The organism is Halomonas sp. 3A7M (assembly GCF_014897875.1).
Taxonomy (GTDB): domain Bacteria; phylum Pseudomonadota; class Gammaproteobacteria; order Pseudomonadales; family Halomonadaceae; genus Vreelandella.
This window is the reverse complement of sequence record NZ_JABUZD010000030.1, coordinates 1-26,525: the sequence shown is the minus strand read 5'-3', so window position 1 is coordinate 26,525 and position 26,525 is coordinate 1. Positions and strand designations below refer to the sequence as shown.

Annotated in this window: 23 protein-coding genes; 10 read left to right on the top strand and 13 right to left on the bottom strand. The window is 53.7% G+C overall.

Features of this window, described 5'->3' with window-relative positions; genetic code table 11:
* Positions 1 to 52: 52 nt before the first annotated feature.
* The 9 genes from INT19_RS02080 to INT19_RS02040 form a co-directional block, all read right to left on the bottom strand.
* A complete protein-coding gene (locus INT19_RS02080; RefSeq protein ID WP_193059535.1) occupies positions 53 to 946 on the bottom strand; it encodes an EamA family transporter in 894 nt (297 codons plus the stop codon).
* Complete coding sequence (phnX, locus tag INT19_RS02075; RefSeq protein ID WP_193059534.1) at positions 943 to 1,761, bottom strand: phosphonoacetaldehyde hydrolase; 819 nt, start codon at positions 1,759 to 1,761, stop codon at positions 943 to 945. The genes INT19_RS02080 and phnX overlap by 4 nt, the downstream gene beginning before the upstream one ends.
* Positions 1,761 to 2,897 (bottom strand): 2-aminoethylphosphonate--pyruvate transaminase, encoded by a 1,137-nt coding sequence (locus INT19_RS02070; protein ID WP_120386235.1) that lies wholly within the window; start codon positions 2,895 to 2,897, stop codon positions 1,761 to 1,763. The genes phnX and INT19_RS02070 overlap by 1 nt, the downstream gene beginning before the upstream one ends.
* A 53-nt stretch (positions 2,898 to 2,950) precedes the next feature.
* Complete coding sequence (locus tag INT19_RS02065) at positions 2,951 to 4,645, bottom strand: putative 2-aminoethylphosphonate ABC transporter permease subunit (RefSeq protein ID WP_193059533.1); 1,695 nt, start codon at positions 4,643 to 4,645, stop codon at positions 2,951 to 2,953.
* A complete protein-coding gene (locus tag INT19_RS02060; protein WP_193059532.1) occupies positions 4,642 to 5,766 on the bottom strand; it encodes a putative 2-aminoethylphosphonate ABC transporter ATP-binding protein in 1,125 nt (374 codons plus the stop codon). Before INT19_RS02060 ends, INT19_RS02065 begins: the two co-directional genes overlap by 4 nt.
* A gap of 43 nt (positions 5,767 to 5,809) precedes the next feature.
* Positions 5,810 to 6,859, bottom strand: coding sequence for a putative 2-aminoethylphosphonate ABC transporter substrate-binding protein (locus INT19_RS02055; RefSeq protein ID WP_193059531.1), 1,050 nt, complete (start codon positions 6,857 to 6,859; stop codon positions 5,810 to 5,812).
* A 154-nt stretch (positions 6,860 to 7,013) separates the two neighbouring features.
* Positions 7,014 to 7,724 carry a UTRA domain-containing protein gene (locus INT19_RS02050; RefSeq protein WP_193059530.1) on the bottom strand — a complete coding sequence of 237 codons (711 nt, stop codon included), beginning with the start codon at positions 7,722 to 7,724 and terminating at the stop codon, positions 7,014 to 7,016.
* Positions 7,717 to 8,445 (bottom strand): HAD family hydrolase, encoded by a 729-nt coding sequence (locus INT19_RS02045; RefSeq protein WP_193059529.1) that lies wholly within the window; start codon positions 8,443 to 8,445, stop codon positions 7,717 to 7,719. The genes INT19_RS02050 and INT19_RS02045 overlap by 8 nt, the downstream gene beginning before the upstream one ends.
* Before the next feature lie 117 nt (positions 8,446 to 8,562).
* Positions 8,563 to 11,262: a sensor domain-containing phosphodiesterase gene (locus INT19_RS02040; protein WP_193059528.1), complete on the bottom strand. Its 2,700-nt coding sequence runs from the start codon at positions 11,260 to 11,262 to the stop codon at positions 8,563 to 8,565.
* 218 nt (positions 11,263 to 11,480) lie between these two features.
* Between INT19_RS02040 and INT19_RS19335 the strand changes: the two genes are divergently transcribed.
* Positions 11,481 to 12,461, top strand: coding sequence for an HDOD domain-containing protein (locus tag INT19_RS19335; RefSeq protein WP_226924443.1), 981 nt, complete (start codon positions 11,481 to 11,483; stop codon positions 12,459 to 12,461).
* A 6-nt stretch (positions 12,462 to 12,467) separates the two neighbouring features.
* Positions 12,468 to 13,013 (top strand): GGDEF domain-containing protein, encoded by a 546-nt coding sequence (locus INT19_RS19330; protein ID WP_226924442.1) that lies wholly within the window; start codon positions 12,468 to 12,470, stop codon positions 13,011 to 13,013.
* Between the two features lie 14 nt (positions 13,014 to 13,027).
* On the opposite strand, the gene INT19_RS02030 is transcribed toward INT19_RS19330, so the two are convergent.
* The 4 genes from INT19_RS02030 to INT19_RS02015 all read right to left on the bottom strand — a co-directional run bounded on the left by INT19_RS02030 (position 13,028) and on the right by INT19_RS02015 (position 16,737).
* Complete coding sequence (locus INT19_RS02030) at positions 13,028 to 14,332, bottom strand: TRAP transporter large permease (RefSeq protein WP_193059527.1); 1,305 nt, start codon at positions 14,330 to 14,332, stop codon at positions 13,028 to 13,030.
* Between the two features lie 23 nt (positions 14,333 to 14,355).
* Positions 14,356 to 14,919 (bottom strand): TRAP transporter small permease, encoded by a 564-nt coding sequence (locus tag INT19_RS02025; RefSeq protein ID WP_120386230.1) that lies wholly within the window; start codon positions 14,917 to 14,919, stop codon positions 14,356 to 14,358.
* Positions 14,920 to 14,998: 79 nt separating this feature from the next.
* A complete protein-coding gene (locus INT19_RS02020; RefSeq protein WP_193059526.1) occupies positions 14,999 to 15,982 on the bottom strand; it encodes a TRAP transporter substrate-binding protein in 984 nt (327 codons plus the stop codon).
* A 305-nt stretch (positions 15,983 to 16,287) separates the two neighbouring features.
* The gene (locus tag INT19_RS02015; protein ID WP_319022050.1) at positions 16,288 to 16,737 is read right to left on the bottom strand and encodes a winged helix DNA-binding protein; all 450 of its coding nucleotides are present in this window, start codon (positions 16,735 to 16,737) and stop codon (positions 16,288 to 16,290) included.
* 300 nt (positions 16,738 to 17,037) lie between these two features.
* Here INT19_RS02015 and INT19_RS02010 point away from each other — a divergent pair, with 300 nt between their 5' ends.
* From INT19_RS02010 to INT19_RS01975, 8 genes are read left to right on the top strand one after another with little or no spacing between them, the layout of a single operon-like run.
* On the top strand, positions 17,038 to 18,891 hold the full coding sequence (locus INT19_RS02010) for an ABC transporter ATP-binding protein (RefSeq protein ID WP_120386228.1): 1,854 nt from the start codon (positions 17,038 to 17,040) through the stop codon (positions 18,889 to 18,891).
* A 45-nt stretch (positions 18,892 to 18,936) separates the two neighbouring features.
* Entirely contained in the window at positions 18,937 to 20,457 is a 1,521-nt protein-coding gene (locus INT19_RS02005; protein WP_193059524.1) for an ABC transporter substrate-binding protein, read from the top strand.
* 59 nt (positions 20,458 to 20,516) lie between these two features.
* Positions 20,517 to 21,440: an ABC transporter permease gene (locus INT19_RS02000; protein WP_120386226.1), complete on the top strand. Its 924-nt coding sequence runs from the start codon at positions 20,517 to 20,519 to the stop codon at positions 21,438 to 21,440.
* An 8-nt stretch (positions 21,441 to 21,448) separates the two neighbouring features.
* A complete protein-coding gene (locus tag INT19_RS01995) occupies positions 21,449 to 22,297 on the top strand; it encodes an ABC transporter permease (protein WP_193059523.1) in 849 nt (282 codons plus the stop codon).
* The gene (locus tag INT19_RS01990; protein ID WP_193059522.1) at positions 22,294 to 24,072 is read left to right on the top strand and encodes a peptidase M14; all 1,779 of its coding nucleotides are present in this window, start codon (positions 22,294 to 22,296) and stop codon (positions 24,070 to 24,072) included. Before INT19_RS01995 ends, INT19_RS01990 begins: the two co-directional genes overlap by 4 nt.
* Positions 24,073 to 24,099: 27 nt before the next feature.
* Positions 24,100 to 24,861: a 5-oxoprolinase subunit PxpA gene (locus tag INT19_RS01985; RefSeq protein WP_193059521.1), complete on the top strand. Its 762-nt coding sequence runs from the start codon at positions 24,100 to 24,102 to the stop codon at positions 24,859 to 24,861.
* The gene (gene pxpB, locus INT19_RS01980; protein ID WP_193059520.1) at positions 24,858 to 25,562 is read left to right on the top strand and encodes a 5-oxoprolinase subunit PxpB; all 705 of its coding nucleotides are present in this window, start codon (positions 24,858 to 24,860) and stop codon (positions 25,560 to 25,562) included. The genes INT19_RS01985 and pxpB overlap by 4 nt, the downstream gene beginning before the upstream one ends.
* A complete protein-coding gene (locus INT19_RS01975) occupies positions 25,559 to 26,491 on the top strand; it encodes a 5-oxoprolinase subunit C family protein (RefSeq protein ID WP_193059519.1) in 933 nt (310 codons plus the stop codon). Before pxpB ends, INT19_RS01975 begins: the two co-directional genes overlap by 4 nt.
* Positions 26,492 to 26,525 lie beyond the last annotated feature (34 nt).

Genomic DNA, 26,525 nt, shown 5'->3' with positions numbered 1-26,525 from the left:
CTTCGCCCCCCTGCCGCTCCACTAGCATTTCGCAGCGTTTCAAGACATGGCTTTACAGCGCTACAAGCACCAGCCCCAAAAGCATTACCAATGTACCAGCGGCTTTTGCCATCGATGCAGGCTCTTTTAGCCACAGCACGCCCATTAATACCCCCACCGGAATGGAGAGCTGGCGCAGCGCCACGACGTAACTCACTTCGTCGGTTAGTGCCAGGGCCATGAGTACCAGGCCATAAGTGCAGGTCATCATCAGCCCTGTGACGACCAGCATCACTAGCCCTTGCTGGCGGATGGCGGGCAACCGGCGACGCTCCGTGGGTAGCAGCATCAGCAGCGGAATCGCCCAGGTTAAGGTCATCACTGCTTGTAACACCATAAACACCGCGCCGGCGGTTAAACTGCTATGGCCTGCTAGCTGCATCAACGCCAGTGCCTGTTTATCTATCAGCGAATAGCCCACCGTGCCGGCGGCTGCCAACAGTGCAAACCCCATGGCTGGTGTTAAATAGGTCGATAGCCTGCGCGCCTCTGGGTGGCTTAGTGGCAGGCACAGCGCCCCCGCCACCACCAATGCCATGCCAATGCCATCCGCCACATCCAGCGTGCGGTTGCCGAGCAGCGCAATGGATACGAGCGGCACAAGCACCACTGGCAGCGCCCGAGCGATGGGATAAAGCACACTGACTTCCCCACGTGCATAGGCCCAGGCTAAGCCAGCCATATAGAGCATTTGGCATAGCCCTGAAAGCGCCAGCCATCCCCAAAATGCGTTGGGTAGCGCCGCCAACGATGGCCCAAGCCACACTAGCGGCAGCAACAATGCACCGCCTGCCCCGTAAGCCAAGGCAAAAAAAGCCAGCGATGGTGCATTGCGCTTACCCAACACGTTCCACCCAGCATGCATACACACCGAAAACAGCACTAACGCCAGTGCGGCTGGACTCAAGGCCGCTCTCCTCGCTGTAAACGGGCATTAATGGCATCTACAACGCTTGGCAGCTCGGCGATAGTGGCAATGCTGTAGTGCGGTTTTGATGGAGCAAATTGAGCGGCCACGCGCTCATGGGCTGCACGGCGTTCGCTATCGCTTAGCGCTTGATACTGGCCATAACTCAGCCCCAAGGCGTTGCCTGAACAAGTGAGTGCGACCGCCCACATTCCTGCATGGCGCCCTTCAAGGATGCCGGGGGCGGTATCGTCCACCTTGATACAGGCAGCAACATCACTGATGCCTAACGCAATGACATTGGCCAGCGCCTGGGCGGGGTGTGGGCGACCGTTGGGCACCTCATCGGTGGCCACCACATGATCCACCTTCAGGCCATTACCGGCGGCTAGCGCCACCACCTTTTCCATCACCACGGCCGGATAGCCAGAGCACGAACCTATTTTCAGCCCCTGCCCTCGCAACCAAGTTAGCGTATCAAGCGCCCCAGGAATCACCGCCGAGTGATCGGCAATTTTGGCGATCTGCAGCGGCATAAAGCGTTCATAAAGCGCCGTCACATCGGTATCAGTCGGCAGGTGGCCGACTGCCTGGAGAAAGCGCTCGGCTATCTCAGGCTGATTGCACAGCGTGTGGATATGATCCCATTTGCCCATGCCCATCGGGCCGCGTGCTTCTTCTAGGCTGATCGCCACACCCAGTTCGGCAAAGGCTTCGACAAATATCTGGGTCGGGGCGAAGGAGCCAAAATCGACCAGCGTACCCGCCCAGTCACAAATCACCGCCTGCAGACATTGAGGAGATTGATAGTGCATCAGGCACTCCTTGATTCAGTGAAGAGAGAAACACCCATATTCGTTAGGGCGTCTTGAATAACGCTGAGTAACTGTTCAATCACCGCCGCATCCAATTGGCCAATGCAGCCGATGCGAAAACTTTCGACGTCAGTTAACTTGCCCGGGTAGATCAAAAAGCCACGCGCCTTCAACGCTGCATAGAACGTCTTAAATTCAAACGCAGGGTCGGTAGGGCTCAAAAAAGTGGTGATAATCGGCGATAGCCACTCATCTTCTAAAAGCGTGCTGAAGCCTAACGCTCGCATGCCTTTTACCAGCACATTACGGTTATGGGTATAACGTGTGCAGCGCCCCATCACGCCGCCCTCTTCCCGGTGCTGGGCAAGCGCCGCTTGAAAGGCCACCACCGTATGCGTGGGCGGAGTAAAGCGCCACTGGCCAGTGCGTTCCATGTAATCCCACTGGGCGTGTAAATCCAGACTCAGCGAGTGGGCTTGCCCCTGACCAGCAGCAAGTAGCGTCTGGCGAATGATCACAAAACCAAAGCCCGGTACGCCTTCGATGCACTTATTGGCTGAGGAAATCAGCACATCAATAGGGGTTGTTGTCAGACTGATCGGTACGCCTCCAAACGAGCTCATGGCGTCAACGATCAGCGTTTTTCCGTGGGCGCGTACCACCTCAGCGATGGCTTCCAGCGGGTTCAAAATGCCGGAGCTGGTTTCGCAGTGAACTAGAAACACTGCTGTAATGTCAGCATCTTGCTGTAGCAGTGCCGCCACTTCGTCGGGTTGCGGTGGTAGGTAGTCACCTTTGTCCAGCGTCACATAACGGCGGCCCATCATATCGAGCAGTTGAGCAGCCCGCTTGCCGTAAGCGCCGTTCATTAATACCAACACCTTGCCGTTGGGGTTGATTGCGCAGGCCAGCGCACTTTCAACGGCGAACGTGCCGCTGCCTTGCATCGGCACGCAGGCATAGACGTCGCTTGTCGCCTCGGCCATGGCAAGCAGTTGCGCACGCACATCGGCAGTCACACGGTTAAAGTCATCATCCCAGGAGCCCCAGTCACGCAACATGGCTGCTTTGGTCGCCTGGGAGGTGGTTAGTGGCCCTGGGGTTAAGAGGTAAGGCGCTTGTGAATGACTCATCATTTTGGTCTATACCAGATTATAAGCACATATTAGCCGCTGTCGTAGTGGGCTGTTTAGCCCGCCTGACGCCAACGCTGAGCGTTGTTTAAGAGAACGTGGGTAAGCGCAGTGTGGAGCAGTTTAACCACCAGCGAGGTAAGGAAAATCAGCACAGCCATGGCCGCGGCGCTAGCAAAATAGCCCGCTTCGTCCAGATGCAGTACCGCCACTGAAGCAAGCCGCGTATCGCTGTTATAGAGGAACACTACCGCAGACACTGTCGTCATCGCATTGACGAACAGGTAGACAGAAATATCCAGCACGGCAGGCAGCGATACCGGCAATGTCACGCGGCTAAACGTGGTCCAGAACGGTACTTTTAACGAGGCTCCCACGGCTTCAAACTCCGGATCGAGCTGTTTCAGCGCGGTGACAGAGGTGAGGTGACACACCGTATAGAAGTGCACTAGCGTGTTGAGCACCAGAATCGCCATGGTGCTGTACAGCCAGTTAAGGGGATTCCCTGCCTGGTTGAAAAAGAAGATATAAGCCAGGCCCAGCACCATACCCGGCACCGCCATGGGTAGCATGGCCATAAAATGCAGGCCCTGGCGCAGCGGGCGATAGCCTTCGCTCTTTTCAATCAGCCACGCATTAAAGAAAATCACCAGTGTACCCACTAACGCGACGCTAAAGGCCAGTTTGAGGGAGTTAAACCACGCCCCCCAGCCACCGCCGGCTAAGCCTTGAAAGGTGTAATGCTGCAGCGTAAACGACAGGTTATAGGGCCAAAACTGTATGAGCGACGCATACACCGCGGTACCAATGACCAGCAGAATAATGCCCGCGACCGAATAACACAGCAGCGCAAACGTCCAGTCTCGCAGCGGGCTAGGCGTTGGCTGCCACGGTACTGCCCGAGCCGAAAGCTGAGCCACTTGGCGTTTCTGTATCCAGCGGTCGACGATGAACGATAGCACTGCTGGCATCAGTAGAATAACGCTAACCACCGCGCCCATTTGGAAGTTCTGCTGCCCCACCACTTGGCGATACACATCGGTGGCGAGCACGCTGAATTGGCCGCCAATAATTTTCGGCACACCAAAGTCGGTAATGGCCAGCGTAAAGACAACGAACAGGCATGAAATCAGCCCGTAACGCACCCCGGGCAGCGTAATCGTCAAAAACGTACGCCACTTTGGCGTGCCCAATGCTTCTGCTGCTTCATAGAGGCGTGCATCGCTATTGGTCAGCGCAGTGGTTAGCAGCATTAGCGCATGGGGAAAAATCCAGAAACTCATGCACATCACAATGCCAATCGGCCCATAAATCGAATGACCTGCCAGCACGTCGCTCAAAAACCCCTGGTTACCAAACAGATAAACCAAGCTAATTGCGGGTAGCAACGAAGGGGCCAAAATGGGCAAAATCGCCAACATTCGAAACAGCCGTTTGCCCGGCATGCAGGTACGGGTAATGCCGTAGGCGCATAAAAAGGCGAGCCCTGCGACAACCACCGTCGTAGTGAACGCAACGCGCAATGAATTGGCGATCGAATTGACCAGTGCTGGCGTTTGAAAATACTGCACAAAGTTAGCTAGCCCAATAAAGTCGCCGCTGCGGTCTTGCAGGCTTTTCACCAACATTGCAAATAGCGGAAACAGCAGGCCGAACACTAACAGCGCCACAGCCGCTAGCAGCACGATCAGGCGTATCAATGCTTCCAGCGAAGGCGTTGCTGCAGGCGCTGAAAATATACTCGCCCTCATGACTGGTTGCTCCCTGCCGGATATAAGCGGGCAGCATCGGCAGGCAAATGGACACCCAAGGTTTGCCCTAGCCGTAATCCTAGTGTGGCGCTATCACGGCTGGGAACATCAGCTAGCAACCATTGTTCGGTATTGTTAAGACGCAGCGATACCCGCTGAAACGCACCTAAAAACTCAATGCCCATAACATCACCGCTCAGCCCAGTGGTGCTGGCACTAAGCGCGACTGCTTCGGGGCGAATGGCCAGTTGAGCTGCTTGGCCTTGCGGGTAGGCGTGCGGCAAACAAGGGCAGGAAATAGTGCCTAGCAACGCGTGGTTATTCGCCTGTGCGGTCACCTCTAAAAAGTTCATGGTGCCGATAAATGACGCCACAAAAGCGCTAGCGGGCTGGTGGTAGATCTCGGCAGGCGTACCCACTTGTTCGATCACCCCGTGGTTCATCACTACGATACGATCAGCCATGGTGAGTGCTTCTTCTTGATCGTGGGTCACCATAATGGTGGTCACGCCAAGGCGCGCCTGTAGCGCTTTGATCTGATGTCGCAAATGGCCGCGCACCCTCGCATCCAGCGCTGAGAGCGGTTCATCAAGCAGTAACAGGCCGGGCTCAGTAGCCAGCGCTCGTGCCAACGCAACCCGCTGCTGTTGCCCACCAGAAAGCGCGGCAGGATATTTATGTTCGCTGCCACTAAGATCAACCAGCGCAAGTAACTCCGCCACGCGGGCATCAATCGTCGCTCGATTACTGCGACGGTTGCGTAACCCGTAGGCAACGTTGTCGAACACCGTCAGATTGGGAAACAGCGCATAAGATTGGAACACGATGCCAAAATCCCGCGCCTGCGGGGGCAGCGTGGAAATATCCTTGCCGCGCTGAATTAAGCTACCTGCTGTTTGTTGAGCTAGGCCTGCAATAGTGCGCAACAGGGTTGTTTTGCCACAGCCAGAAGGCCCTAAAAAGCATACAAACTCGCCTTCCTGAATCTGTAGCGCAATGTTGTCCAGCGCGGTAAAGCTACCGAAACGCTTGGTGACACCATCTATGCTTAGGTGCGCAGAGGGTGAGAGGGGTTTCGCCGCCGAGTGGGCCGTCAGCGGCGATGTCAGTGTGGTCTGCATAACATCTCCAAGCCCCGGCCTTGGCCGGGGCAGCTGTTCGTGCTTACTGTTCGGTTTTACCGTCGTAGCGGCGCTGCCACTCTGCCAGCACGCGTTCGCGGTTAACCGCGGCCCACTGGAAGTCGGCATCAATCATGCGATCGGCAATGTCAGTGGGATAGTTTTCAATCGGCTGTGCCACACCGGGATAGGCCACCACGGCGTAGCCTTCGTTATAGAGTTCGTTAGCCTCGCGGGAAACGGCCCAATCCATCAGCGTTTGTGCAGCTTCCTGTTTGGCGGTGCCCGCAACGATGGCGGCAGCTTCCATATCCCAGCCAAGCCCCTCTTCCGGGAAGATCACTTCAATCGGTGCGCCTTGGGATTTTAACCGTGCACCACGGAAGGCAAACGACACACCGACTGCTGCTTCACCGGTGGCCGCCAGGCTGCAAGGAGCAGAGCCGGAGTGGGTGTAACGGGAAATATTGTTATGCAGGCGGTCCATGTAATCCCAGCCCTGCTCTTCGCCCCATAGCTGCATCCAGCTGGCTACATCCAGATAACCGGTACCCGAGGAGTTGGGGTTAGGCATAATCACATGCCCTTCAAACTCAGGCTGGGTCAGGTCTTCCCAGGAGGTCGGCATCGGCACGCCCTGACGCTCGCCTTCAATAGTGTTGTAGCAAATGGCCGCTACCCAGGCGTCCATGCCTACCCACGCAGGGTCTTCACCGTTACGGTAAGCAGCATCAATAAATTTTTGATCAAGGTTTTCAACGCCTGCGGGCGCATAGCGCTCCAGCATGTCCTCTTCTTCAAGCACCAGCAGACTGGTGGCGGCTAAGCCCCAGATGACGTCTGCCTGGGGATTATCTTTTTCCGCCAGCAAGCGCGCAGTAATCACGCCCGTAGAATCTCGCACCCAGTTAATAGTGATATCGGGGTGAGCGGCATTGAAGCGTTCGGCGTATTTTTGCAGGTCATCTGACTCAACGGCGGTGTACACCGTTAGCTCAGTGGCGCTAGCCACCGAAGTGAAGGCAACGGCAGTCGTTGCGAGCAGAGCAGTTGCAATCTGAGTAGGTTGGAACAAACGGCGAAGTTTCGACATGGTAGGCTCCCAGCGTTTTGGTATAGACCAGAAGTTTGCCGTCGCTAGATGACAGTGCGATGACGCTTGTTTGACTGATTTTTTAAGTTGTTATGTATGCGTATGGATGGGATCTTGTGAGGGTCCTCATGAGCGCCTTGTCTCCGTAACCCTGTTACTTCTGACCCGACAGCTCAACACTGATGCATAACGAATCGTGCAACCAGTGCTCTTCGTCATATTCGATAGGACGCTGTTGATCATCAAAAATGGCACGGCAAATGTTTAGCCCGGCCGCGCCTGGGGCAACGAGTAACTCTTCTGCATCTAATGGCGACAGCGCTTCGGACACCATGCGTATCGAGCGATTGGCCAAGTGATGCCCCCACCGCCCTCTTAACAACCCCCAGAGTGATTGTCCGCTGTAGATGTCTAGCAACTCTGGCGCACGCTCTGGCACCACCCAAAGCGACTCCACCAGCACAGCACGATCATCCACATAACGGCGACGGCGAATATGGTGAAACGGCTGGTCATCGGGCAGCCCCAAGGCACGGGCAGCCACCAGATGTGAGCGGGTTTCCAGCTTTAGAACCGCCGTTCGTGGTTGCCGCCCCTGAGCCCCCACATAGTCGTTAAAGCCTGCGTCCCGGGTGGGGTCATACACCAGCCTAGCCGGTGAAATAAACCAGCCACGCCGATTGCTGCGGTGAATGAGCCCTTCCCCCTCCAGTTGCGCTAAGGCTTGGCGCAACGTAACGCGGGTCGTAGAGAAGCGCTCCGCCAACACTCGCTCAGCGGGCAATTTGCCTTCCCACTGCGTGGCATGCTGGGTAATTAAATAACGAAGCTGTTCCGTTAACTGTAAATAGTAGGCATCAGGCATGCGCCGATTTTCCTGATAGATCGTTGGCCGATGAAGCGTCTGTCGACGCTGCCATCCGCCAGTCTAAGCGCTGCCACCCTTCTACACTAGCCACCTCCGCCAGCACGGGATCAGGGTTAACCGCCACTGGGCAGTCGACATACTGCAGCAGCGGGATATCGTTGCGGGAATCTGAGTAGAACGTTGTATGGCTGGGGGCAATTTTTTGCTCGATTAACCACTGCTGAAAACGCACTACTTTCCCCCCACGGTAAGAGAGCACGCCTTTGCTATGGCCGGTGTAGCTTGCCCCGCTTGCCGCTTGTTCGACACTAAGCTCTACCGCCAGCACATGCTCAATCCCTAACATCGTCGCAATCGGCGCGACCAGGTGATGCGATGACGCAGAAATAAGGACGAGGATATCGCCTGACTGACGGTGCGCGTCCAGGCAGCGCCAGGCTTGATCAAAAATACGGGGCTGCAAATGGGTAGCGACAAAGCGCTCAACTTCTTTTTGTACATCGATTACTCGGCGGCCCCGCAATGGCGCCAAGGTCATTGCCAAGTACTCCTCTAGCTTTAACTTACCGGCGTGATAAGCCTGCTGCATCTGTTCGGCACGGGCTATAAAGGTCTCGGCATCACTGATCCACCCCTGCTCAATCATCCATAAATTCCAGCGGTCGCTGCAGTCTCCATCCAGGAGGGTGTCATCAAGATCAAACAGAGCGAGGCGCATGTGGCACTCCTTTTTTCGCGAGTTCGGCGGCGCGTAGGGTATGCCAACGATGATGACAGGACGATGACGCCATTGATGAGAATGGAAATTGCTCGCCCTACCTGCCAATAAAATGGCTTAAGGGGTTAACCACATTGAGGCAAACTCATCGGCGGGTAGCGGACGACCAAACCAGTACCCCTGAGCTTCGCTGCAGCCCATTTGTGCGAGCAAATCGGCCTGGGAAGGGCTTTCAACGCCTTCTGCAAGGGTTTTCATATCAAGCGTGTCAGCCATAGCGATAATGGTTTGCACAATCGCCCGATCATGGTGGTTATCGAGCATGTCACGCACAAACGAAATGTCTATTTTTAACGCGTCCGCAGCAAAGCGCCGTAAATACGAGAGCGATGAGTAGCCTGTACCGAAGTCATCAATAAACAGCGCGTAGCCAGCCTGACGCATAGCCTGAGTAATTGTGACCGCCTGATCGGGATCACGCATAAAATCACTTTCAGTGAGTTCAAGCGCAATGGTGTCTGGAGGTACACAGGCGGTTAGCTTAGCCACATGTGCGGTTAGCTGAGGGTCGGCAAATTGTTGCGCTGAAATATTGATTGAGAGCCTACCTGGCAGTGGCGTATTACCGGCCTGCCAAACACTTAACTGACGTGCCGCTTCTTCTAGCACCCAGTCTCCCAGCATGCGGATCAAGCCACGCTCTTCCGCCAAAGCAATAAACTCGCTAGGGCTTACCCATCCCCACTCAGGGTCAAACCAGCGGCACAGCGCTTCAGCCCCCGTCAATGTTTTGCTCGTAAGACTGAACTGCGGTTGAAAATAAAGCTGTAAGCGCCGCTCAGTAATGGCTTGATGCAGGCGCTCGGTCATCCATTGGCGGCGCTCCAGCGTCTGACGCATCACTTGTGTATAGGGGCATACGCTATTATCACGGCGTTTTGCGTGATGGAGTGCGATACTGGCTGCGTTAAACAGCTCACCGGCCTCCGCTACATCGCTTGGATAGCTAGCAATCCCGATACTGACATCGAGGTTAAAAATACGATGCCCCAGCTGGATAGGGAGTTTGATAAGTTCGCATAACTGAAACACCACTTCTTGAAGGCGAACATCCTCAATGCTGGGCAACAGTACGGTAAATTCATCACTGGAAAGTCGTGCGACAGCGCTTTTAGATAGGCTAGCTTGCCGTAAGCGCTCGGCCACGGTTGCGAGTAACTGATCTCCTACCTCGTGGCCATGTAAATCATTCACCTCTTTAAAGCGCCGGATATCCAGCAGCAGCAGCGAAAGAGAGTCACCCTGACTAGATGCCTCTTTTCCCATACTGGCCAATAGCTCCATAAAGCGCGCACGATTAGGCAATCCTGTTGTGCTGTCTGTATAGGCAAGACGTTGCATGTGACGATGATCACGGCGACGTTCTAGCTCACCGGCAGCACCCGTAGAGAGAATTTTCAACACGGAAGTTGCAAACGCATTGGTCGTCAGTGGTGTTTGATAAAACACCATCATCACACCAATGGCATCGCCCTTAGCATTATCCAAGCGGCGGCCTATCCACGCCTGGGTACTTAACGAGGTTCCCGGCAGCGTAAACGCATGGCCACTTTGAACAACGCTCTCGCCTTCAAACACGACTCGTTCAGCAGGCGTTCCCTGCAGCATAAACGTTTGGTTATCTATTAACTGGCCATTCGCGACTAAACTAACGGTCTGGGCTGCTGTTGCGGGCCGCAGCGTGTTTATCTTATTAGATGTCCCCAAAGACCGTGGAACAGGTTGATCCAGTAACGCAATAAACCCAGCATCTGCTTCTAATAACGTGGCTAACGTGATGATCAACTGGTGGAAGTAATCGTCTCCTACGCGTGAGGTAACTGTAGAGGCTACTTGTACCACCGCATCCTGCACGCGTTGTGATTCGTGCTGGTCGGTCACATCTGAGATAAAGCCCTCGAGATAGGCCACATGGCCATCATCATCGATAACAGCTTGCCCTTGCTCCCACATCCAACGGTAACTGCCATCCCGATGGCGCAATCGGTACACCACACGATATGGCTGACGCTGCTGGATTGCCTGTTGTGCTGCTAGATGAACGCGGTCTTGATCGGCTTCGTGTATGAGGGAGGCAAAACTGATGAGTCGATTATCTTGTAATTCGTCCGGATGATAGCCCGTGAGCGCCTCAGCCCCTTGGCTGACCAACTGCATCGTCCAGTGTTGATCATTTAGGCAACGGTAGGCCATGCCAGGAAGGTGATTCAGCAATGTGTTTAAACGCCGCTCACTCTCTCGGGCCAATTCTTCACTTTGACGAAGCGCTTGCTCGGCTTGGCAGCGGCCAAGCTCTGCCCCCGCTTGAGCGGCCACAATGCGCAAGATTTCGTTTTCAAGCCCATCGAGCTGCATCGGTTTATTGCTTAACACCGCCAAGATGCCAATGGCCGAGCCATCGGATGAAAACAGAGGCAGTCCCATGTAACTCTCTGCACCCAGTTGGCTGAGCAGCTCGTCTTTAGGAAAGCGCGCCTGAACATCGCAGGCATACAAGCAAGGTTCTCTACCTACAACCGTTTCACAAGGCGTTCCCATAAGAGGATAAGCGATATTTTCCTGATGATCGTTATTTGACCAAACGGCCAATGTTGTAGCCATATGCGCCTCGGTGACCACAGCGATCAACGCATGATCAATCCCAAGCAGTTGGGCAAGTTGCTCGACAAGCGTCGTATAAAAGTCAGGTCTTCCGCTACGTCCTAAACCTTCCGCCAACTGACGGAAAATCTCCGACGCTTCGTTTCTGGTGTGCATTGGCGCACTCACTTTTGTCATCGTAGAGCAGCTGCCCACAGAGCACTGTTATAATAAGCTGTTGCAATAAAATGCAGCGGGCTACAGCATAAACAGTTATTTTACTGATTTACCATGCCTATCTATGACTCTTCTAACACACGCAGACGCTATAATTGATTATTTAGCACATAACTTAGTGGCTGCTCGCTATGCTGGACAGCACGTTGAGGGATAATATGACGAGCCGTTTAGCGGAAGACGAAACACTTTATACTTCGCTCACTAGCGAGCTTCCCAGTTTTCTTGGTAATGCGTTATTACGCTCGGCTAGCCTACCTTCGCTTCCTGCTATCGCCATGCAAGTGCTTGATATCGCACGCTCCCCCCGAGCTTCTCTGAGTGACTATGCGCGCGTTATTGAACGCGACCCAGGGTTAACGGCGCGCCTTATTGCGGCCGCGAATAGCGTGCACTACCTGCGTTCAGCTCATCCTGCACAAACCAGTTTGGAAGCCACCCAGCGACTGGGATTAGACGCAACGCTCGCCACCGTATTGAGCTTCACTCTGTTTCCCTGGCCACCTACAGAGAACGCGGCTCTGCAAACATGGCGACGCGCCATTGTTGCCGCCGTGGTAGCAAGCAAGCTGGCTCACCAACTCTGCCCCGCACAGGTTGGCAGCGCATTCACGCTTGCCCTACTGCAAGATATAGGCATTTTGGCGATCCTCTCCACCTACCCAGACGAGGCCGAGGCACTATACGCTGAACGCAGAATGTCTCACGCACAGTTGGTCAACGCTGAACGCCGCCACTTTGGCAGTGACCATACACTGATTGGTGCTTGGTTAGCCGCCAAGTGGGGGCTACCGTCCTCGATCGTGCATGCTATTGACCAAAGCCATGACGGTTTTTTAACCGATGACATGGCAACACTCTGCCTGCGCTTATCCGGCCCAATCGCCGATGCATGGCTCAGCCCTGAACCAAGCACCACCTTAGCAATGTTGCTTAGGCAGTTAGCGGTCACAGAAACACTGCCTACGAATGTCATTGAAGCGCTTTTCCATCGCTTGTCAGAACAAATTGATTTATTAACAGATATTTTGGATCTCACCGTACCCGCGCCTGTGGATAGCCAAACACTGCTGGCGGACGCACAACAGTTGCTCTATCAACACTCTTTGACGCTCACCGCACGATTAGATGCTCAGTAACAGCAGTTGGATACACTACAGCTACATAATTCTGCATTAGAAGAGCGCAGCCGTATTGACCCACTCACTCAATTGGCTAACCGTGCGTGGTTAGAGCAGCAACTCCAGGAACGTTTTGCGCTTTGCAATGAGCAAGGCCGCACAATGTCAGTGGTGTTTATCGATTTAGATCATTTCAAAGTGCTTAACGACCAATATGGCCACCAGGCAGGCGACTTAATTCTGGAACGTTTTGGTAAAACGCTCGCGTCATTAACTCGCTCAGGCGACTTGGCTGGGCGCTATGGCGGTGAAGAGTTTTTAATTATATTGCCCGATGAGACCGCTCAAACTGCGAGACAGTTAGCCGAACGCATTGCGCTGCATTTAAATGAGCAACCGATGTTGGAAATTGACCAAGAAGCACTGTATATCACTGCCTCTATGGGTATTGCGTGTTTAAGCGATGGCAACTTCAGTAATGAGCGGGAGCTGATAGATGCCGCCGACCAGAGCATGTATTTCATCAAACGCTCTGGCCGCCGGGGCATCTCCATTCATGGCCAAGATTAACCGTTAGTCGTCTACTATCTGTTCAGTGCCTGGGGCAGGTACAAGGCGATTTCAGGGAAGAGATGCATAAAAGCAATCGCCAGCAGCATCAGCAAAAAGAATGGCAGTGTGGCTTTCGTGATGGTGACAATATCTTTACCGGTGAGCCCTTGAATGACAAATAGGTTAAAACCCACTGGCGGTGTAATTTGCGACATCTCAACCACAATCACCAGATAGATACCAAACCAGATCAGATCAAATCCAGCGGCGCTAACCACGGGCATAATAATGGCCGTGACTAGCAGAATCAGTGAAATACCATCCAAAAAACAGCCCATGATCAACAGCAGCACCGTTAAGGCCACTAGCAGCATCGTGGGGGATAGCCCCATTTCACCGATCGTGCGAGCTAACTGCATTGGTACCTGAGTAAAGCCCATCGCAGAGGTCAAAAATGACGCGCCAGCAATAATAAAAGCGATCATGCACGCGGTACGTACTGCGGCAAATAACGAGCTGGTAAAAATATCTCGATTAAAGTGGCCATTAAAATGCGCAATGACCATCGACAGCACAACGCCTACCGCGGCAGCTTCTGTTGGTGATGCTAGGCCGCCATAAATCGATACGATAATACCGCCAATCAGCAGCAGAATTGGCACCAGCGACCAGGTATTGCGTAGCTTCTCAACAAAGCTCATGCCCGACTCATCAGCACCGGTTAAGCCGTTCCGGTTACCTTTCAATAGAGCCCACAGCACCAGATAAGTCATAAACATGGCTAAGATCATCAGCCCCGGCCCAATGCCTGCCATGAATAGCCGAGTAATGGACTGCTCAGTCACTACGCCATAAACAATCAGCACGATAGAAGGCGGAATCAGCAAGCCTAGCGTTGAAGCGCTGGCCAATGTACCAATCGCCATGTTGCTGTCATAGCCGCGGCGCTCGAGTTCCGGCAGGGTCATTTTCCCCACCGTTGCACAGGTCGCCGCTGAAGAGCCACATACGGCGGCAAACATGCCGCTGCCAATGATATTGGTGTGAAGTAAACGTCCTGGCAGGCGATTTAACCAGGGCGACAAGCCACGAAACATATTGTCGGCAAGACCTGAGCGAAACAGAATCTCCCCCATCCAGATAAACATCGGCAACGCCGTTAAATCCCAGCCATAGCTTGCTCCCCAAAAATCCGAGGCAAGAATAGGGCCGGGGTCGAAGGGACTAAAAAACTGAAGCGCAATCCAAGCAGTGCCAATCAGAGCAAAGGCAATCCAGACGCCACTGCCTAACAGCACCACAAGGGTAAAGATGGTAGCCAAACTAAGTAATAGCACGAGGGTGTCTCCTGGGTAGCGTCTTAATGCGCTTCGTTGTCGTCGATGGCGGTTGCTTCACGGAAGCTCGCAGGGTCGTGGATAGCGATACGCAGCGCTATCCACAAGGCTTCCAGAAGTGCCAATGCCAAGAGCCCTACCCCAACGACTAATACCGATTGCGGTATCCACAAGGGAATCGATAAAAAGCCCGACGATACATCGTTATATTGAAGGCTCTCTCTTGCTAGCCCAATCAAGCCATAAGCCAGCAACAGGCTGATCACTACCGCAATGAGTAACCCAAACACCTCAAACCAGACGCGTATGGCTGAGGGTAGTCGCGAGATAAGCAGCGTCACCCGAATATGCGCATGGTGAACAAAGGTGTAGGCAAGCCCAAGAAACGTTGCCCCAACTAACAGATAAGACGCCATCTCAGAAACGCCGGTGATGCTCACGCCGAGCCGGCTAAGGCCAACCAAAACAAGCAACGCATCTACTAACCGAAACGTGACCTGCAGTGCGATAAGTGCACAAATAGCCACCATACACGCGGCTGCACCCCAAGCACCGAGGCGGTAGAGTTTGTCGAATTTAAACATCATGTTCGCAGTCTCATTGAGCGCGTGGGTGGTAAGGGCGGCACAAACAGCCGCCCTTAAAGCCAACATTAGTTGTTAAGACTCAGTTACCGCGTTGTTCGCGATAGCTCTCTAAGGCTTGTTTTGCGTCATCGTCAGCGCGGGATTCCCAGTCGGCAAACAGCTCATCGCCCGCCGCTTGCAGAGCAGCAGACACCGTCTCGTTAGGCTGAGAAACTGAGATGCCATTTTCCTTCAGCGCCTCCAAGCTAGTTTCATTGTTCTCGCGGCTCATTTGCCAGCCACGCTCTTCAGCCCTAGCAGCCGCTTCCATCAGCGCGTCTTGGGTAGCTTCATCTAAACGATCAAAGCTGCGCTGACTCATAAACACAATATTCTTAGGCAGCCACAAGTTGGCATCGGTGTAGTCGGTCACATAGTCCCAGGCTGCCATGGAGTTACCGGTAGAACTGGACGTAATCATGGCATCCACACGACCGGTGCTAAACGCGGTAGGAATATCAGACTCTTCGGTTTCCGTCGGGCTGCCACCTAAATTATCAACGAAACGCTGAGTATTAATATTTGGCGCACGCACCCGCAAGCCATCGAACTGATCGGGATCGGTTAACGGCGCAGAGGTGTAAATGCCCTGCGCTGGCCAAGCGACAGCATACAAAGGCACCATTCCTTCATAGGCAAACAGCTCAGTAATCATCGGCTTAGTGGCTTCCCACAAGGCATAGGCATCTTCATAGCTACCGGCTACCCCCGGCAGCGTATCAACTTCGAAAATAGGGTCATCATTGGAAAGAACAGAGAGGAACACTTCGCCAGCATCAATCGTGCCACGGCGCACCGACGGCTTAATTTCACCATGTGAGACCAGCGAACCACCGCTGTGCACCGTAATGGTTAAGTCACCGTTTGTGGCCTCAGCCACATCCTCTGCAAACTGTTTATTGTTCTGGGTATGGAAGCTTGCATCACCATAAGGCGTTGCCATAGTCCATTCAGCCGCATGGGCCGTGGCAGCCAAGCTACAGATAGTGGCTAGGGCAAGGGGAGTAAAGATGCAGTTACGCATAGGAGCATTCCTCTTATTTGTAATATTCGTGGAGGCTCACTTAGATTTAGCAGAAGTAATGGCGCATTACTTCTATATTTTCTATAAGCCACATCACAACATAGCTCATATGCGTTCAAGGCAGATAGAAGCCGCTTTTTTGTTTCAAGCATCACGTCACTGAAAAATCGTGCTAATTAAAGCTGTACATTAGAACTTGCAAAACAACTTAGAGATCTTCGAATTGCATAGGCTCCTTAATCGTTTAGTCACTGCATCCTTTTTACAGGCTAACGCGCCGCTCGTTGCATCAAAGCTGACACTTTTTAAAGAGAAGCGGCTGCCCGTGCTGCCTGGTCATACAGGCCAGACATTGCACGTAAAATCCCCGCCACTTTACTGATTTCTGCACGTTCTATACCCATCGATGTAAGCGAATCAATTAGACAGGCTTCACGGATTTCGGCATAACGGCTACAGGCATTTCGTCCTTGTTCAGTAGTACAAAAGTAAGTTTCCTTACCTTGTTTTTCACCTTTAACGAGATTGAGTTTAACTAACTTTCTCAGCGCATACGTAACAGTATGAGTGTCTTCTACATTTAGCACGAGGCATATATCAGCTTGACGCTTTGCACGTTCACGATGGCTGACACTATGCAGAACCAGCACATCCAACGTCCCCAATTCTGGATAGCCAGTAGCGGTCATACAACGCACCATCCAGCGATTGAAGGCATGGCTCGAGATGATCAAACCGAATTCAAGTTCAGACAACTCTTTCGCCTTGTGTGATAAGTGCTCCGACGAAACAATCGGCCCACGCCCACCCGCTACCATTTGGTCTACATCTATCATTAATACCTACCTATTTATTTTGCATTGTTAATCCATATTAGCAGAGCGGACGCCCGCTAATTGAACCATAGTCCGCGGTTTTAGGGGCGGCTAGCAACTCGTTTTCGATATCAAAGGTTCTTCTACCATTAAGAAAAGAGGGTAAATCGTACAATTGACACGTGAACACTATGCAGATAATTTACAGATAAATCATATAAAAAATATAGGTATATTACTGTGCCTCATCATGATCATCCTCCCCTACTGTCCGTTCAATCGCTGGATATTGCCTTTGGTTCCAACCGTGTCGTCAAAGACCTTTCGTTTGACCTATACGCTGGCCAGACGCTGGCAATTGTAGGCGAGTCGGGATCAGGAAAATCCATGACCTCGCTGGCCACGATGGGCTTAGTTCACTATTTGAATGCCACCATCGCCAAGGGCAATATCCTGTTTCGCCGTAGCCCAGACAGTAAACCGATTGATTTAACGCAACTTTCTGATAAGGAAATGCGTAAAATTCGTGGCAAAGAGATCTCAATGATCTTTCAGGAGCCGATGACGTCGCTGAACCCGGTCTACACCATTGGCGATCAAATCACCGAGGTACTGCTGCTGCATGGCGATTACACCCGAGCCACCGCCAGAGAAGAGGCATTAAGGCTGCTACGCATTGTGCGTTTAGCTGATGCAGAGTCCCTACTCAAGCGCTACCCTCACCAACTCTCCGGCGGTATGCGTCAGCGGGTAATGATCGCGATGGCACTTGCCTGTAAGCCCAAGGTACTGGTTGCTGACGAACCCACCACTGCGCTGGATGTCACCATCCAGGCTCAAATCCTGGCTATCATCCGCGACCTCCAAAAGGAGCTGGGGATGGCGGTTATCTTTATCACCCATGATATGGGCGTAGTCGCAGAGGTAGCCGACCACGTTGTCGTGATGCGTAATGGTGAGAAGGTCGAAGAAGCGGACGTCAGCACCCTCTTTGCGTCCCCCCAGGCTCCTTATACTCAAGCACTGCTGGCTGCTGTTCCAACATTGGGCAGCATGCAAGGTCAAACGCTGCCACGTGCCGAGCCACTGGTTATTTTTGACGGCAATAAAATCATCACTCAAGGCGAGCCGACGGTACAGGATACCGTTCGCACTCAGGAAACGCCGGTGGTAAGCGTCAAGAACTTGGTAACGCGTTTCGATATCAACAAAGGTTTTTTTGGCGGCGTCAGCCACCGCGTCCACGCAGTAGAGAGCGTGAGCTTTGATATTTTCCCTGGCGAAACGCTGGCATTGGTCGGAGAGTCAGGTTCCGGAAAATCTACCATTGGCCGCACCATTCAGCAGTTGCAGGAGAGCACCAGCGGCGACATCGTCTTTTCCGGCAAAGCTGTTACGGAAATGTCACGCAGCGAGAAAATGATGCTACGCCAACAGGTGCAGTACATTTTCCAAGATCCCTTTGCTTCACTAGACCCGCGTAAGACCGTAGGTTTTTCTATTGCTGAGCCTATTCATACCCACCGATTGATGAGCGATCGAAAACGCATCCAACTGCGAGTTAACGAGCTGTTAGAGCGTGTTGGTCTTCAACCAGAACATGCTAATCGCTACCCGCATGAGTTTTCAGGTGGCCAGCGGCAGCGTGTTTGTATCGCTCGGGCTCTGGCCTCGAAACCCAAGTTGATTATTGCCGATGAAGCGCTTTCAGCACTGGATGTCTCGATTCAGGCGCAAATTATTCATCTGATGATGCAGTTACAGCGCGAAGAGGGACTCGCGTACCTCTTCATCAGCCATGACATGGCTGTGGTTGAAAAAATGAGTCATCGCGTCGCGGTGCTGCATCTGGGACAGATTGTTGAGATGGGACCACGCCAGCGAGTATTTGACTCCCCTCAGCACACCTACACTCAGAAACTACTTTCTGCCGTACCAGTGGCTGACCCTCACTACCGTCGCGAACACCTACTGCTGGAGGGAGATATCCCAAGTCCTATTCGTAAGGTAGGGGATGAGCCAACGGTGTTCTCCTTAGACGAAATAGAAGCTGGTCATTTCGTCTCACGTGGCGGCGCTTCGCACTGCCTGTAGTCATCCGCAGTAAACATCAACAATAAGCTTTTGGAGAACTGTAAAATGAAAAAGACAACACTGTTCCAAGCCTGCACATTGGCGGCCGCCATGGCGACAGCAACTGCCAGCCACGCAGGCTCGCTGACGATAGCCTCGCCACAAGACCCAGGCAGTTGGGATCCTATTGACACCTTTTTGGTTAACTGGGCCTCGGTAGCCACCAATATCTTTGATGGACTAACCTACCGTGGCCCTGATCTTGAGCTGGTTCCTGGGCTAGCCACAGCATGGGAAGAGCTGGACAACGGTACGCGCCTACGTTTCACGCTACGCGAAGGCGTTGTTTTTCATAACGGAGAACCGTTCAACGCCGAGTCAGTCAAGTTCACCTTTGATCGGCTACTTGGCGAAGAGGGCGCACGCGGTCCACAGCGCTCGAACTACACCGCTATCGAACGTGTCGATATTGTTGATGACTACACCGTTGACTTCTATTTAAATGAACCCGACCCCGTATTGCTCACGAAGTTAGCTGGCTACGGAGCCATGATCGTGCCTCCCGGTTACATTGAGGAGCATGGCGACGATTATTTTAATACCCACCCTGTAGGCACTGGTCCCTTTAAAGTAGTCGACTACACGCCACGTTCTGATGTGCAACTGGAAGCATTTACCGATCACTGGGGCGGCACGCCCAAGCTCAATAGCGTCACCTATCGCTTCATCTCTGAGCCATCTACGGCCGTCGCCGAGCTGCAGGCAGGACGAATCGACATTGTGCTTCCACCAACTATCCCTATCGGCATGATTGGCGCGATCAACGATCATCCCAATACTAAGGTAGTCAGCGTCGCATCACCGACGGTAGAAGCGCTCCGCTTTGATACCCAGTCTGGTATCACCGCTGACGAGCGTGTGCGCCAAGCCATTATCATGGCAGTGGATCGCCAGGCGATTGTTGATTCCATTCTGGCTGGCGAAGGAAACGTTATCGCCAGTTTCCAAGGCAGCCAATCGTTTGGATTCGATTCGGAACTAGAGCCTTATCCTTATGACCCTCAGCGCGCCCAAGAGCTGCTCAGGGAAGCAGGCGTAGAACCAGGGGCTACGCTCCAGATTGATGTGCGTGGCAATGACTCAACCTTTGCCGAAGTTGCTCAGGTGGTTGCCGCCTATCTGCAAAGTGTAGGACTCAATGCTTCCATTCAGCCTTATGAAACCAATGTGCTACTCAATGACATCATTCCAGCAGGACGCACCGGTGCAATGTTTCAGCAGAAGTGGGGCGGCTGGACGTTTGACTACGACAACACTGCTTACCTGATGTATCACACAGGCGAACGCTGGAACCCTTACGACAGCGATGAACAACTAGACGAGATGCTCAACGCACAGCGCGGTATTTTGGACCGCGATGCGCGCGAAACGCTACTGCAGGATATCGCTCGCTATACCCAGGAGCGCGCACTTGAAATGCCACTTTATAGTTTGAACGCTCTGTACGGCGTGGGAGAGCGGGTAGAAAATTTTGAACCGGCGCCCGATAACCGGATACGCCTGACCAACGTCGACGTCTCTGAATAAGTCCAATTCGCCGCCGCCATGAACGGCGGCGGCCATTTGTTTATCGAGAGGGAGGCCACGTGGCCAAGTTTCTTTTCTACCGATTGCTACAAGCACTGTTTGTGCTAGTAGCCGTAACGCTGATCGTTTCGTTTGCGATTCGCCTTACAGGCGATCCGGCGGTGATGCTGGCACAAGGCGCTGGAAGTATCACCGAGGCGGACCTAGAACGCATTCGCGAAGCCCTGGGCCTGAATCAACCGTTTTTGGTCCAGTATCTAGAGTTCCTTAAAGGGTTGTTTACCGGTGACCTGGGGCGCAGTTTTATGGGCGGTACGCCGGTAAGTGAGCTGGTCGGCCGAGCTCTGCCTGCCACGCTGGCTCTCGCCTTCGCATCACTTGTGGTGTCTATTGTTGTTTCGATTCCGCTGGGTATTAAAGCTGCTGTTTCGCGCGGCAAATGGCCCGATCAGTTGATTCGTATTCTATCGCTTGTAGGGCTTTCTTTTCCGAACTTCTGGCTCGCCATCATGCTGGTGCTGCTGCTTTCGATTACCTTTAACTTGCTTCCTCCTAGCGGCATGGAAGGGTGGCAAAGCTTTATCATGCCAGCAGCGACGATGGGCATTATTTTGACAGCAACCAACGTGCGTTTGGTAAGAACCACGATGCTGGAAACGCTCCGCTCACAGTACATCATGGTGGCAAGAGCTAAGGGCCTTTCCAACTCCGTCGTGCTTTATAAGCACGCTCTGCGCAACTGCTCGATTCCCCTAATCACCTATTTTGGCTTGCAGTTCGGCGGGTTACTCGGCGGTATCGTCGTGGTTGAACGAGTGTTCAATTGGCCAGGACTTGGCACATTGGCCTTCGATGCCGTGGCCGCCCGTGACTATCCAGTGCTACAAGGCGTTATCACAATCCTCTCGCTGATGATTATCTCCATCAATCTGCTGGTCGATATCGCTTACGGCTTTGTCGATCCGCGCGTGCGTAAGAGCTAGGTGCCATTATGTCGGTAAATTCTCTTGATTTGGAGCGTTTCAAAAGCTTCGAGTTCATCATGGGTGCCCTGCTAGTCGGCGGTATTACCTTTGCAGTGCTATTTTCAGGCTGGCTATTTCCAGGCGGCGGAAGCGACGTTAATCTCGCCATGCGGTTAACCCCGCCACTCGCCGATGGCAGCTTCCCGCTCGGTACGGACCCACTGGGCCGCGACATTCTCGCTCGGGTCATTATCGGTGGTGAAATTTCACTAAAGGTGGGGTTCTACTCTGCTTTGGGAGCGGTAGTGCTGGGTATCGTCATGGGACTGCTTTCGGGCTACTACGGCGGTATTGTTGATATGATCGTCATGCGTTTTGCCGACGTGCAGCTCGCGCTCCCTTTCATTCTGCTCGCCATCACGTTTATCGCGGTCATCGGGGGCGGACTGACCAATATGATTATTCTGCTGATCGTCTCTCAATGGGTGCAGTACGCTCGTCTAGTCAGAGGGTCGGTACTGTCACTTAAAGATCGCGAATTTATTCTTTCTGCCCAGGCGATTGGCGTGCGCGACTGGCGTATTCTCTTCCAGCACCTGCTTCCCAACCTGCTTGGCCCGGTGATTGTGCTAATGACGCTCAATGTGGCGAACAATATTCTACTGGAAAGCAGTCTCACCTTCCTTGGACTTGGCGTCGACCCAGTGATCCCCAGTTGGGGCGGCATGCTGGCTGAAGGCCGTACCTATCTCCAAACTGCCTGGTGGATCAGCGTATTTCCTGGTGTAGCGATCCTGCTCACCGTACTGGGTCTTAACCTGCTTGGCGACTGGCTACGCGATACCTTAGATCCAACGGGGCGGACGTCACAATGACATTACTGCTAGACACCACATTTGAGCGCAGCGTCGATGCGCTCGTGGCACAGTATCAGCGCCAGCTATCACCCGGTGATGAGCTGACTGCCTGGGTTTTCGATGACCAACCCACTCGACAACACGCCGAACAGTTACTTGCTCAGCACGGTATCAAGGCACGCTTTTACAGCGCCTATAAGCCGCTAATTCACTACTTTATTGAAAGCATTAACGAAACTCTCGGCGATTGCCCACTGCGCGCAATACATATCCGCTATCCTGCGCCCGAAGAGTCCCCCCAACGTTTTCTGCTGGAAGCTTATCCTCTGGCCGGGCTACTCGATAAGCAGGTGGCGCTGACCTGGGAAGCAGTGCCTTGCGCAACCCAGACTGCGCTCTATCACTATGAACTGACGCTGACCAACGACGCTGGCCAGCACGAACAAATCAGCGTCGCTGCTCCCAACCGGCGCCACCTCGACCATGTAAATGCTTGGCAGCTCTCTCCTTGCGGCTGGATTGCTTGGCGCACCGCGAATGGCGAGGGAGATAGTACGTATTACACTTGCGATTACGAGCGTCTGTTTGAAGTGGCAATGGAGACGATCATCCAAACGCCCTGGTCAACCAAGCAGCCCTTTTTCGAAGAACTGAATATCAGCGTTAACCTGCCGATCCAAGACACATCACTACCTTTTGGTAGAGAGCACATCAGCCTCACCGAAGGTATGCATGAGGAACTCTACTTTTCGCTACTGGAGTATTATCAGTGCCATGCTGGTTTACCACTAGGAGATCGTTCGATTCAGCCTGGGCAGATTGTGCCGGAAATTCGTAACTGTCCTGAAAAGCCAATGTCACTGATGATCAGTCTACGGCCGCTATGTAAATCTATAGCCCCTACTCAAGGCGATATTGCGCTTGATACGGCTCCGCATCCTCCCAGCGTTCCAAAAATCACCAAGCAGTTGGAAGCTCTCGGCGGCGACATTATCAACGCCAAGAGTCGCTGCGGGCGCTTACTGTCTGCACGTTATCGTCAAGGAAGCGACCGTGCAGTAATGATTAGCGCTGCGCAGCATGCTAATGAGCCTTCAGGCATCGTTGGCGCCCTTCGTGCTGGGCGTGATCTAGCGCTGCAAGCGGGCACACACTTTGTGCTTTCACCTTTAGAAAACCCCGATGGCTACCGTCTACAGCAACGACTAGTCGCTGAGCAGCCAACCCATATGCATCATGCGGCGCGTTATACGGCCTTTGGCAACGACTTACAGGCACAAGCGGCCAATGGTGAGTTCGAGCTTGCCATCCGTGAACGGGCCAAGGCGTTAAGCGGCGCCAATCTGCATATCAATTTGCATGGCTACCCTGCGCATGAATGGACTCGCCCCTTAACCGGCTACATACCACGTAACTTTGAGCTATGGTCAATCCCCAAGGGCTTCTTTCTCGTCATCCGCTATCATCAAGAGTGGGAAACGCAGGCCCAAGCGTTACTAGAAGGGGTTACCGATCACCTATCAACCGTACCGGGATTGGTTGAGTATAACCAACGCCAAATCGAGGTTTTCGAGGCTCATGCCGGTAGCTTGGAGTTCTTGACGCGCCACCATATCCCCTACTTGCTAACGCCTGACGACCAACAGCTGACCCCGCTACAGCTGATTACTGAGTATCCAGACGAGACGATTTACGATGACGACTTCATTATAGCGCACCAAGTGCAGTACGAGACCGTAATGAGCGCCTATCGCAGCTATCAGTCTATGATGCTCCCTTGCACGCAGGGTTGAGCTGCTCACTCATAAAGAGAGTGCACAATGATCGATAATAAACTCCCACTGCTCAACTGCGACATGGGCGAAAGCTTCGGTAATTGGTCGATTGGCTTAGATGCCGACGTAATGCCTTACGTCGATTGTGCCAATATCGCCTGTGGCTATCATGCCTCAGACCCCCATGTCATGCGCCGCACGGTCGCCTTGGCCAGTCAGCATGGCGTGCGTATTGGCGCCCACCCCGGCTACCCTGACTTAATGGGGTTTGGTCGTCGCTCTATGGCCTGCTCGCCCGCAGAAGTAGAGGATATGGTGCTGTACCAGGTCGGTGCGCTGGCCGGAATTTGCCAAGCAGAAGGCGTGACGCTGAGCTACATAAAGCCCCATGGAGCGATGTATAACGACATGGCGGCGAATCTTGAGTTATTGGAAGGCGCCATGCGTGCGGTACGTGCTTATGATGCCAACCTTCCGCTAATGGTCATGGCAACTGCCGATCCAGAACCTCATCGTCAGTTGGCGAAACAAATGGGCGTTACCCTGTGGTTTGAAACGTTCGCTGACCGCGCTTATGAAGCAACCGGCCATCTCGCCTCTCGCCGCCTGGCAGGCGCTGTCCACCACGACCAAGCCACTATCGTTGCGCAAGCTGTTGCGCTCGCCAAAGGCGAGGCGCTGACCGCCCGCGACGGTAGCGCGCTGCATCTACCCTGCGACACCCTGTGCGTGCACGGCGACAATCCTGAGTCGGTGGCTGCCGTGCGCGCGATTCGTGATGCCTTTACGGCGCTGGAGTCTGCGTGAAACTGCGTTTAGAAACGGCGGCCATGGACGCCGTAACGGTACGACTGTTTGACACTATCGATGAAGCCAATATGGCGTGGATCATAGCTGCCGATCAAACCCTACGCGATGCGCTGGGCGAGGCACTCATTGACCTGATTCCCTCCTATACCACGCTGCTGGTGCACTACGACAGCCAGCAACTAACCTTTGGCCAAGTCGCTACGCTGATTCGCAGTGCGTTGCGCCACTTAACGCCTGCCGAATCGCAGAACGGTCAGTTGCATGAGATCCCCGTGTGGTATGACGAAAGCGTTGGCCCTGAGCTTCCGCTGGTGGCAAAACGCGCAGGGCTCAGCGTTGACTCTCTGATCGAGCGTCACTGCGACCATGATTACTGCGTTTTCGCGCTGGGCTTTGCCCCCGGCTACGGTTTTATGGGGTTGGTAGACGAAGGCATCGCCACGCCTCGCTTGAAAACACCCCGCCGCAAAGTCGCGGCAGGCAGTGTGGGCATTGCCGATCGACAAACGGCTATCTACCCGCTCCTTTCTCCAGGGGGATGGAATATTTTAGGTCGCACCGCCGTACCGCTATTTGAATACGCTAAGCGGGGCGAGCCCCTGCTGCGCCCTGGCGATAAGGTGCGCTTTAAAGCGATTGGCAAAGCAGAGTTTGAAGCATCAGGCGGCGATACAACGCCAATGGAGGAGCGGCCATGAGCCAGGCAATGCTAACGGTTAAGCAGGCCGGACCACTGGCTCTGATTCAAGACTTAGGGCGGTTCGGCGTGGGTCATTTGGGAGTCACCCAGAGCGGTGCCGCCGACTGGATTTCATTTCGCTGGGCAAACTGGCTCCTCGGTAACGCACCTGATAGCGCGGCACTGGAGATTGTTATGGGTGGCAACCTCAGCTTGGTTGCCAATGCCGAGGTGCGCTTAGCACTCACTGGGGCCGACCTTGGCGCTACCATCGATGGACAGCCATTAGCCACCAACACCAGCTTTCTGCTGCGTTCCGGTCAAACACTCATTTTCAGCCAGCCCCGGCGTGGCCTACGGGCCTATCTCGCGTTTCCTGGCGGATTAAACGCACCAACGATTCTGGGCAGCCGTGCCTGCACTGCCCGCGAACAAATTGGCGGGCTCCATGACGACGGCAGACCGCTACAAACCGGCGACCAGCTCACCTGGCAAGGTAGCTCACCCGGTGAGCGCAGCTTGCCTGAAGGAACAGCCCCTGCCATGCCGGAAAAAAGCTGCCAACTCAGCATGGTGCTTGGCTCGCAGGCTTCACGTTTCGCCGGACGCAGCCTGTACAACGCTTTTAACCAGCCTTGGACAGTAGATAACCGCGCTGATCGCATGGGTATTCGTCTCACCGGCCAGCCTCTGCATTGCACGCTCGGTGGCATTATTTCTGAAGGAATTCCCCTTGGCGCCGTGCAAATCCCACCCGACGGCCAGCCGATTGTGTTAATGAATGACCGCCAAACCATTGGTGGCTATCCTCGCCTTGGTGCGCTTACCCCGATGGCCTGTGCGCTGCTTGCTCAATGCGTACCGGGAACCGAGGTGCGTTTGAGCCCTGTCAGTGCCAGCCAAGCGCAAATTGCCTATCGGAAGCAATTAAGCCATTGGATCGAGTAGGAAGGGGAGTCGCCTCCCCTGTCCTCTCACACCA

Coding starts and splice junctions, on each gene's coding strand:
- INT19_RS02070 (WP_120386235.1), bottom strand. CDS start 2,897: ATGATGAGTCATTCACAAGCGCCTTACCTCTTAACCCCAGGGCCACTA.
- INT19_RS02050 (WP_193059530.1), bottom strand. CDS start 7,724: ATGCCTGATGCCTACTATTTACAGTTAACGGAACAGCTTCGTTATTTA.
- INT19_RS02040 (WP_193059528.1), bottom strand. CDS start 11,262: ATGCACACCAGAAACGAAGCGTCGGAGATTTTCCGTCAGTTGGCGGAA.
- INT19_RS02055 (WP_193059531.1), bottom strand. CDS start 6,859: ATGTCGAAACTTCGCCGTTTGTTCCAACCTACTCAGATTGCAACTGCT.
- INT19_RS02060 (WP_193059532.1), bottom strand. CDS start 5,766: ATGCAGACCACACTGACATCGCCGCTGACGGCCCACTCGGCGGCGAAA.
- INT19_RS02045 (WP_193059529.1), bottom strand. CDS start 8,445: ATGCGCCTCGCTCTGTTTGATCTTGATGACACCCTCCTGGATGGAGAC.
- INT19_RS01990 (WP_193059522.1), top strand. CDS start 22,294: ATGACATTACTGCTAGACACCACATTTGAGCGCAGCGTCGATGCGCTC.
- phnX (WP_193059534.1), bottom strand. CDS start 1,761: ATGCACTATCAATCTCCTCAATGTCTGCAGGCGGTGATTTGTGACTGG.
- INT19_RS02020 (WP_193059526.1), bottom strand. CDS start 15,982: ATGCGTAACTGCATCTTTACTCCCCTTGCCCTAGCCACTATCTGTAGC.
- INT19_RS02005 (WP_193059524.1), top strand. CDS start 18,937: ATGAAAAAGACAACACTGTTCCAAGCCTGCACATTGGCGGCCGCCATG.
- INT19_RS19335 (WP_226924443.1), top strand. CDS start 11,481: ATGACGAGCCGTTTAGCGGAAGACGAAACACTTTATACTTCGCTCACT.
- INT19_RS01995 (WP_193059523.1), top strand. CDS start 21,449: ATGTCGGTAAATTCTCTTGATTTGGAGCGTTTCAAAAGCTTCGAGTTC.
- INT19_RS01975 (WP_193059519.1), top strand. CDS start 25,559: ATGAGCCAGGCAATGCTAACGGTTAAGCAGGCCGGACCACTGGCTCTG.
- INT19_RS02025 (WP_120386230.1), bottom strand. CDS start 14,919: ATGATGTTTAAATTCGACAAACTCTACCGCCTCGGTGCTTGGGGTGCA.
- INT19_RS01985 (WP_193059521.1), top strand. CDS start 24,100: ATGATCGATAATAAACTCCCACTGCTCAACTGCGACATGGGCGAAAGC.
- INT19_RS02065 (WP_193059533.1), bottom strand. CDS start 4,645: ATGAGGGCGAGTATATTTTCAGCGCCTGCAGCAACGCCTTCGCTGGAA.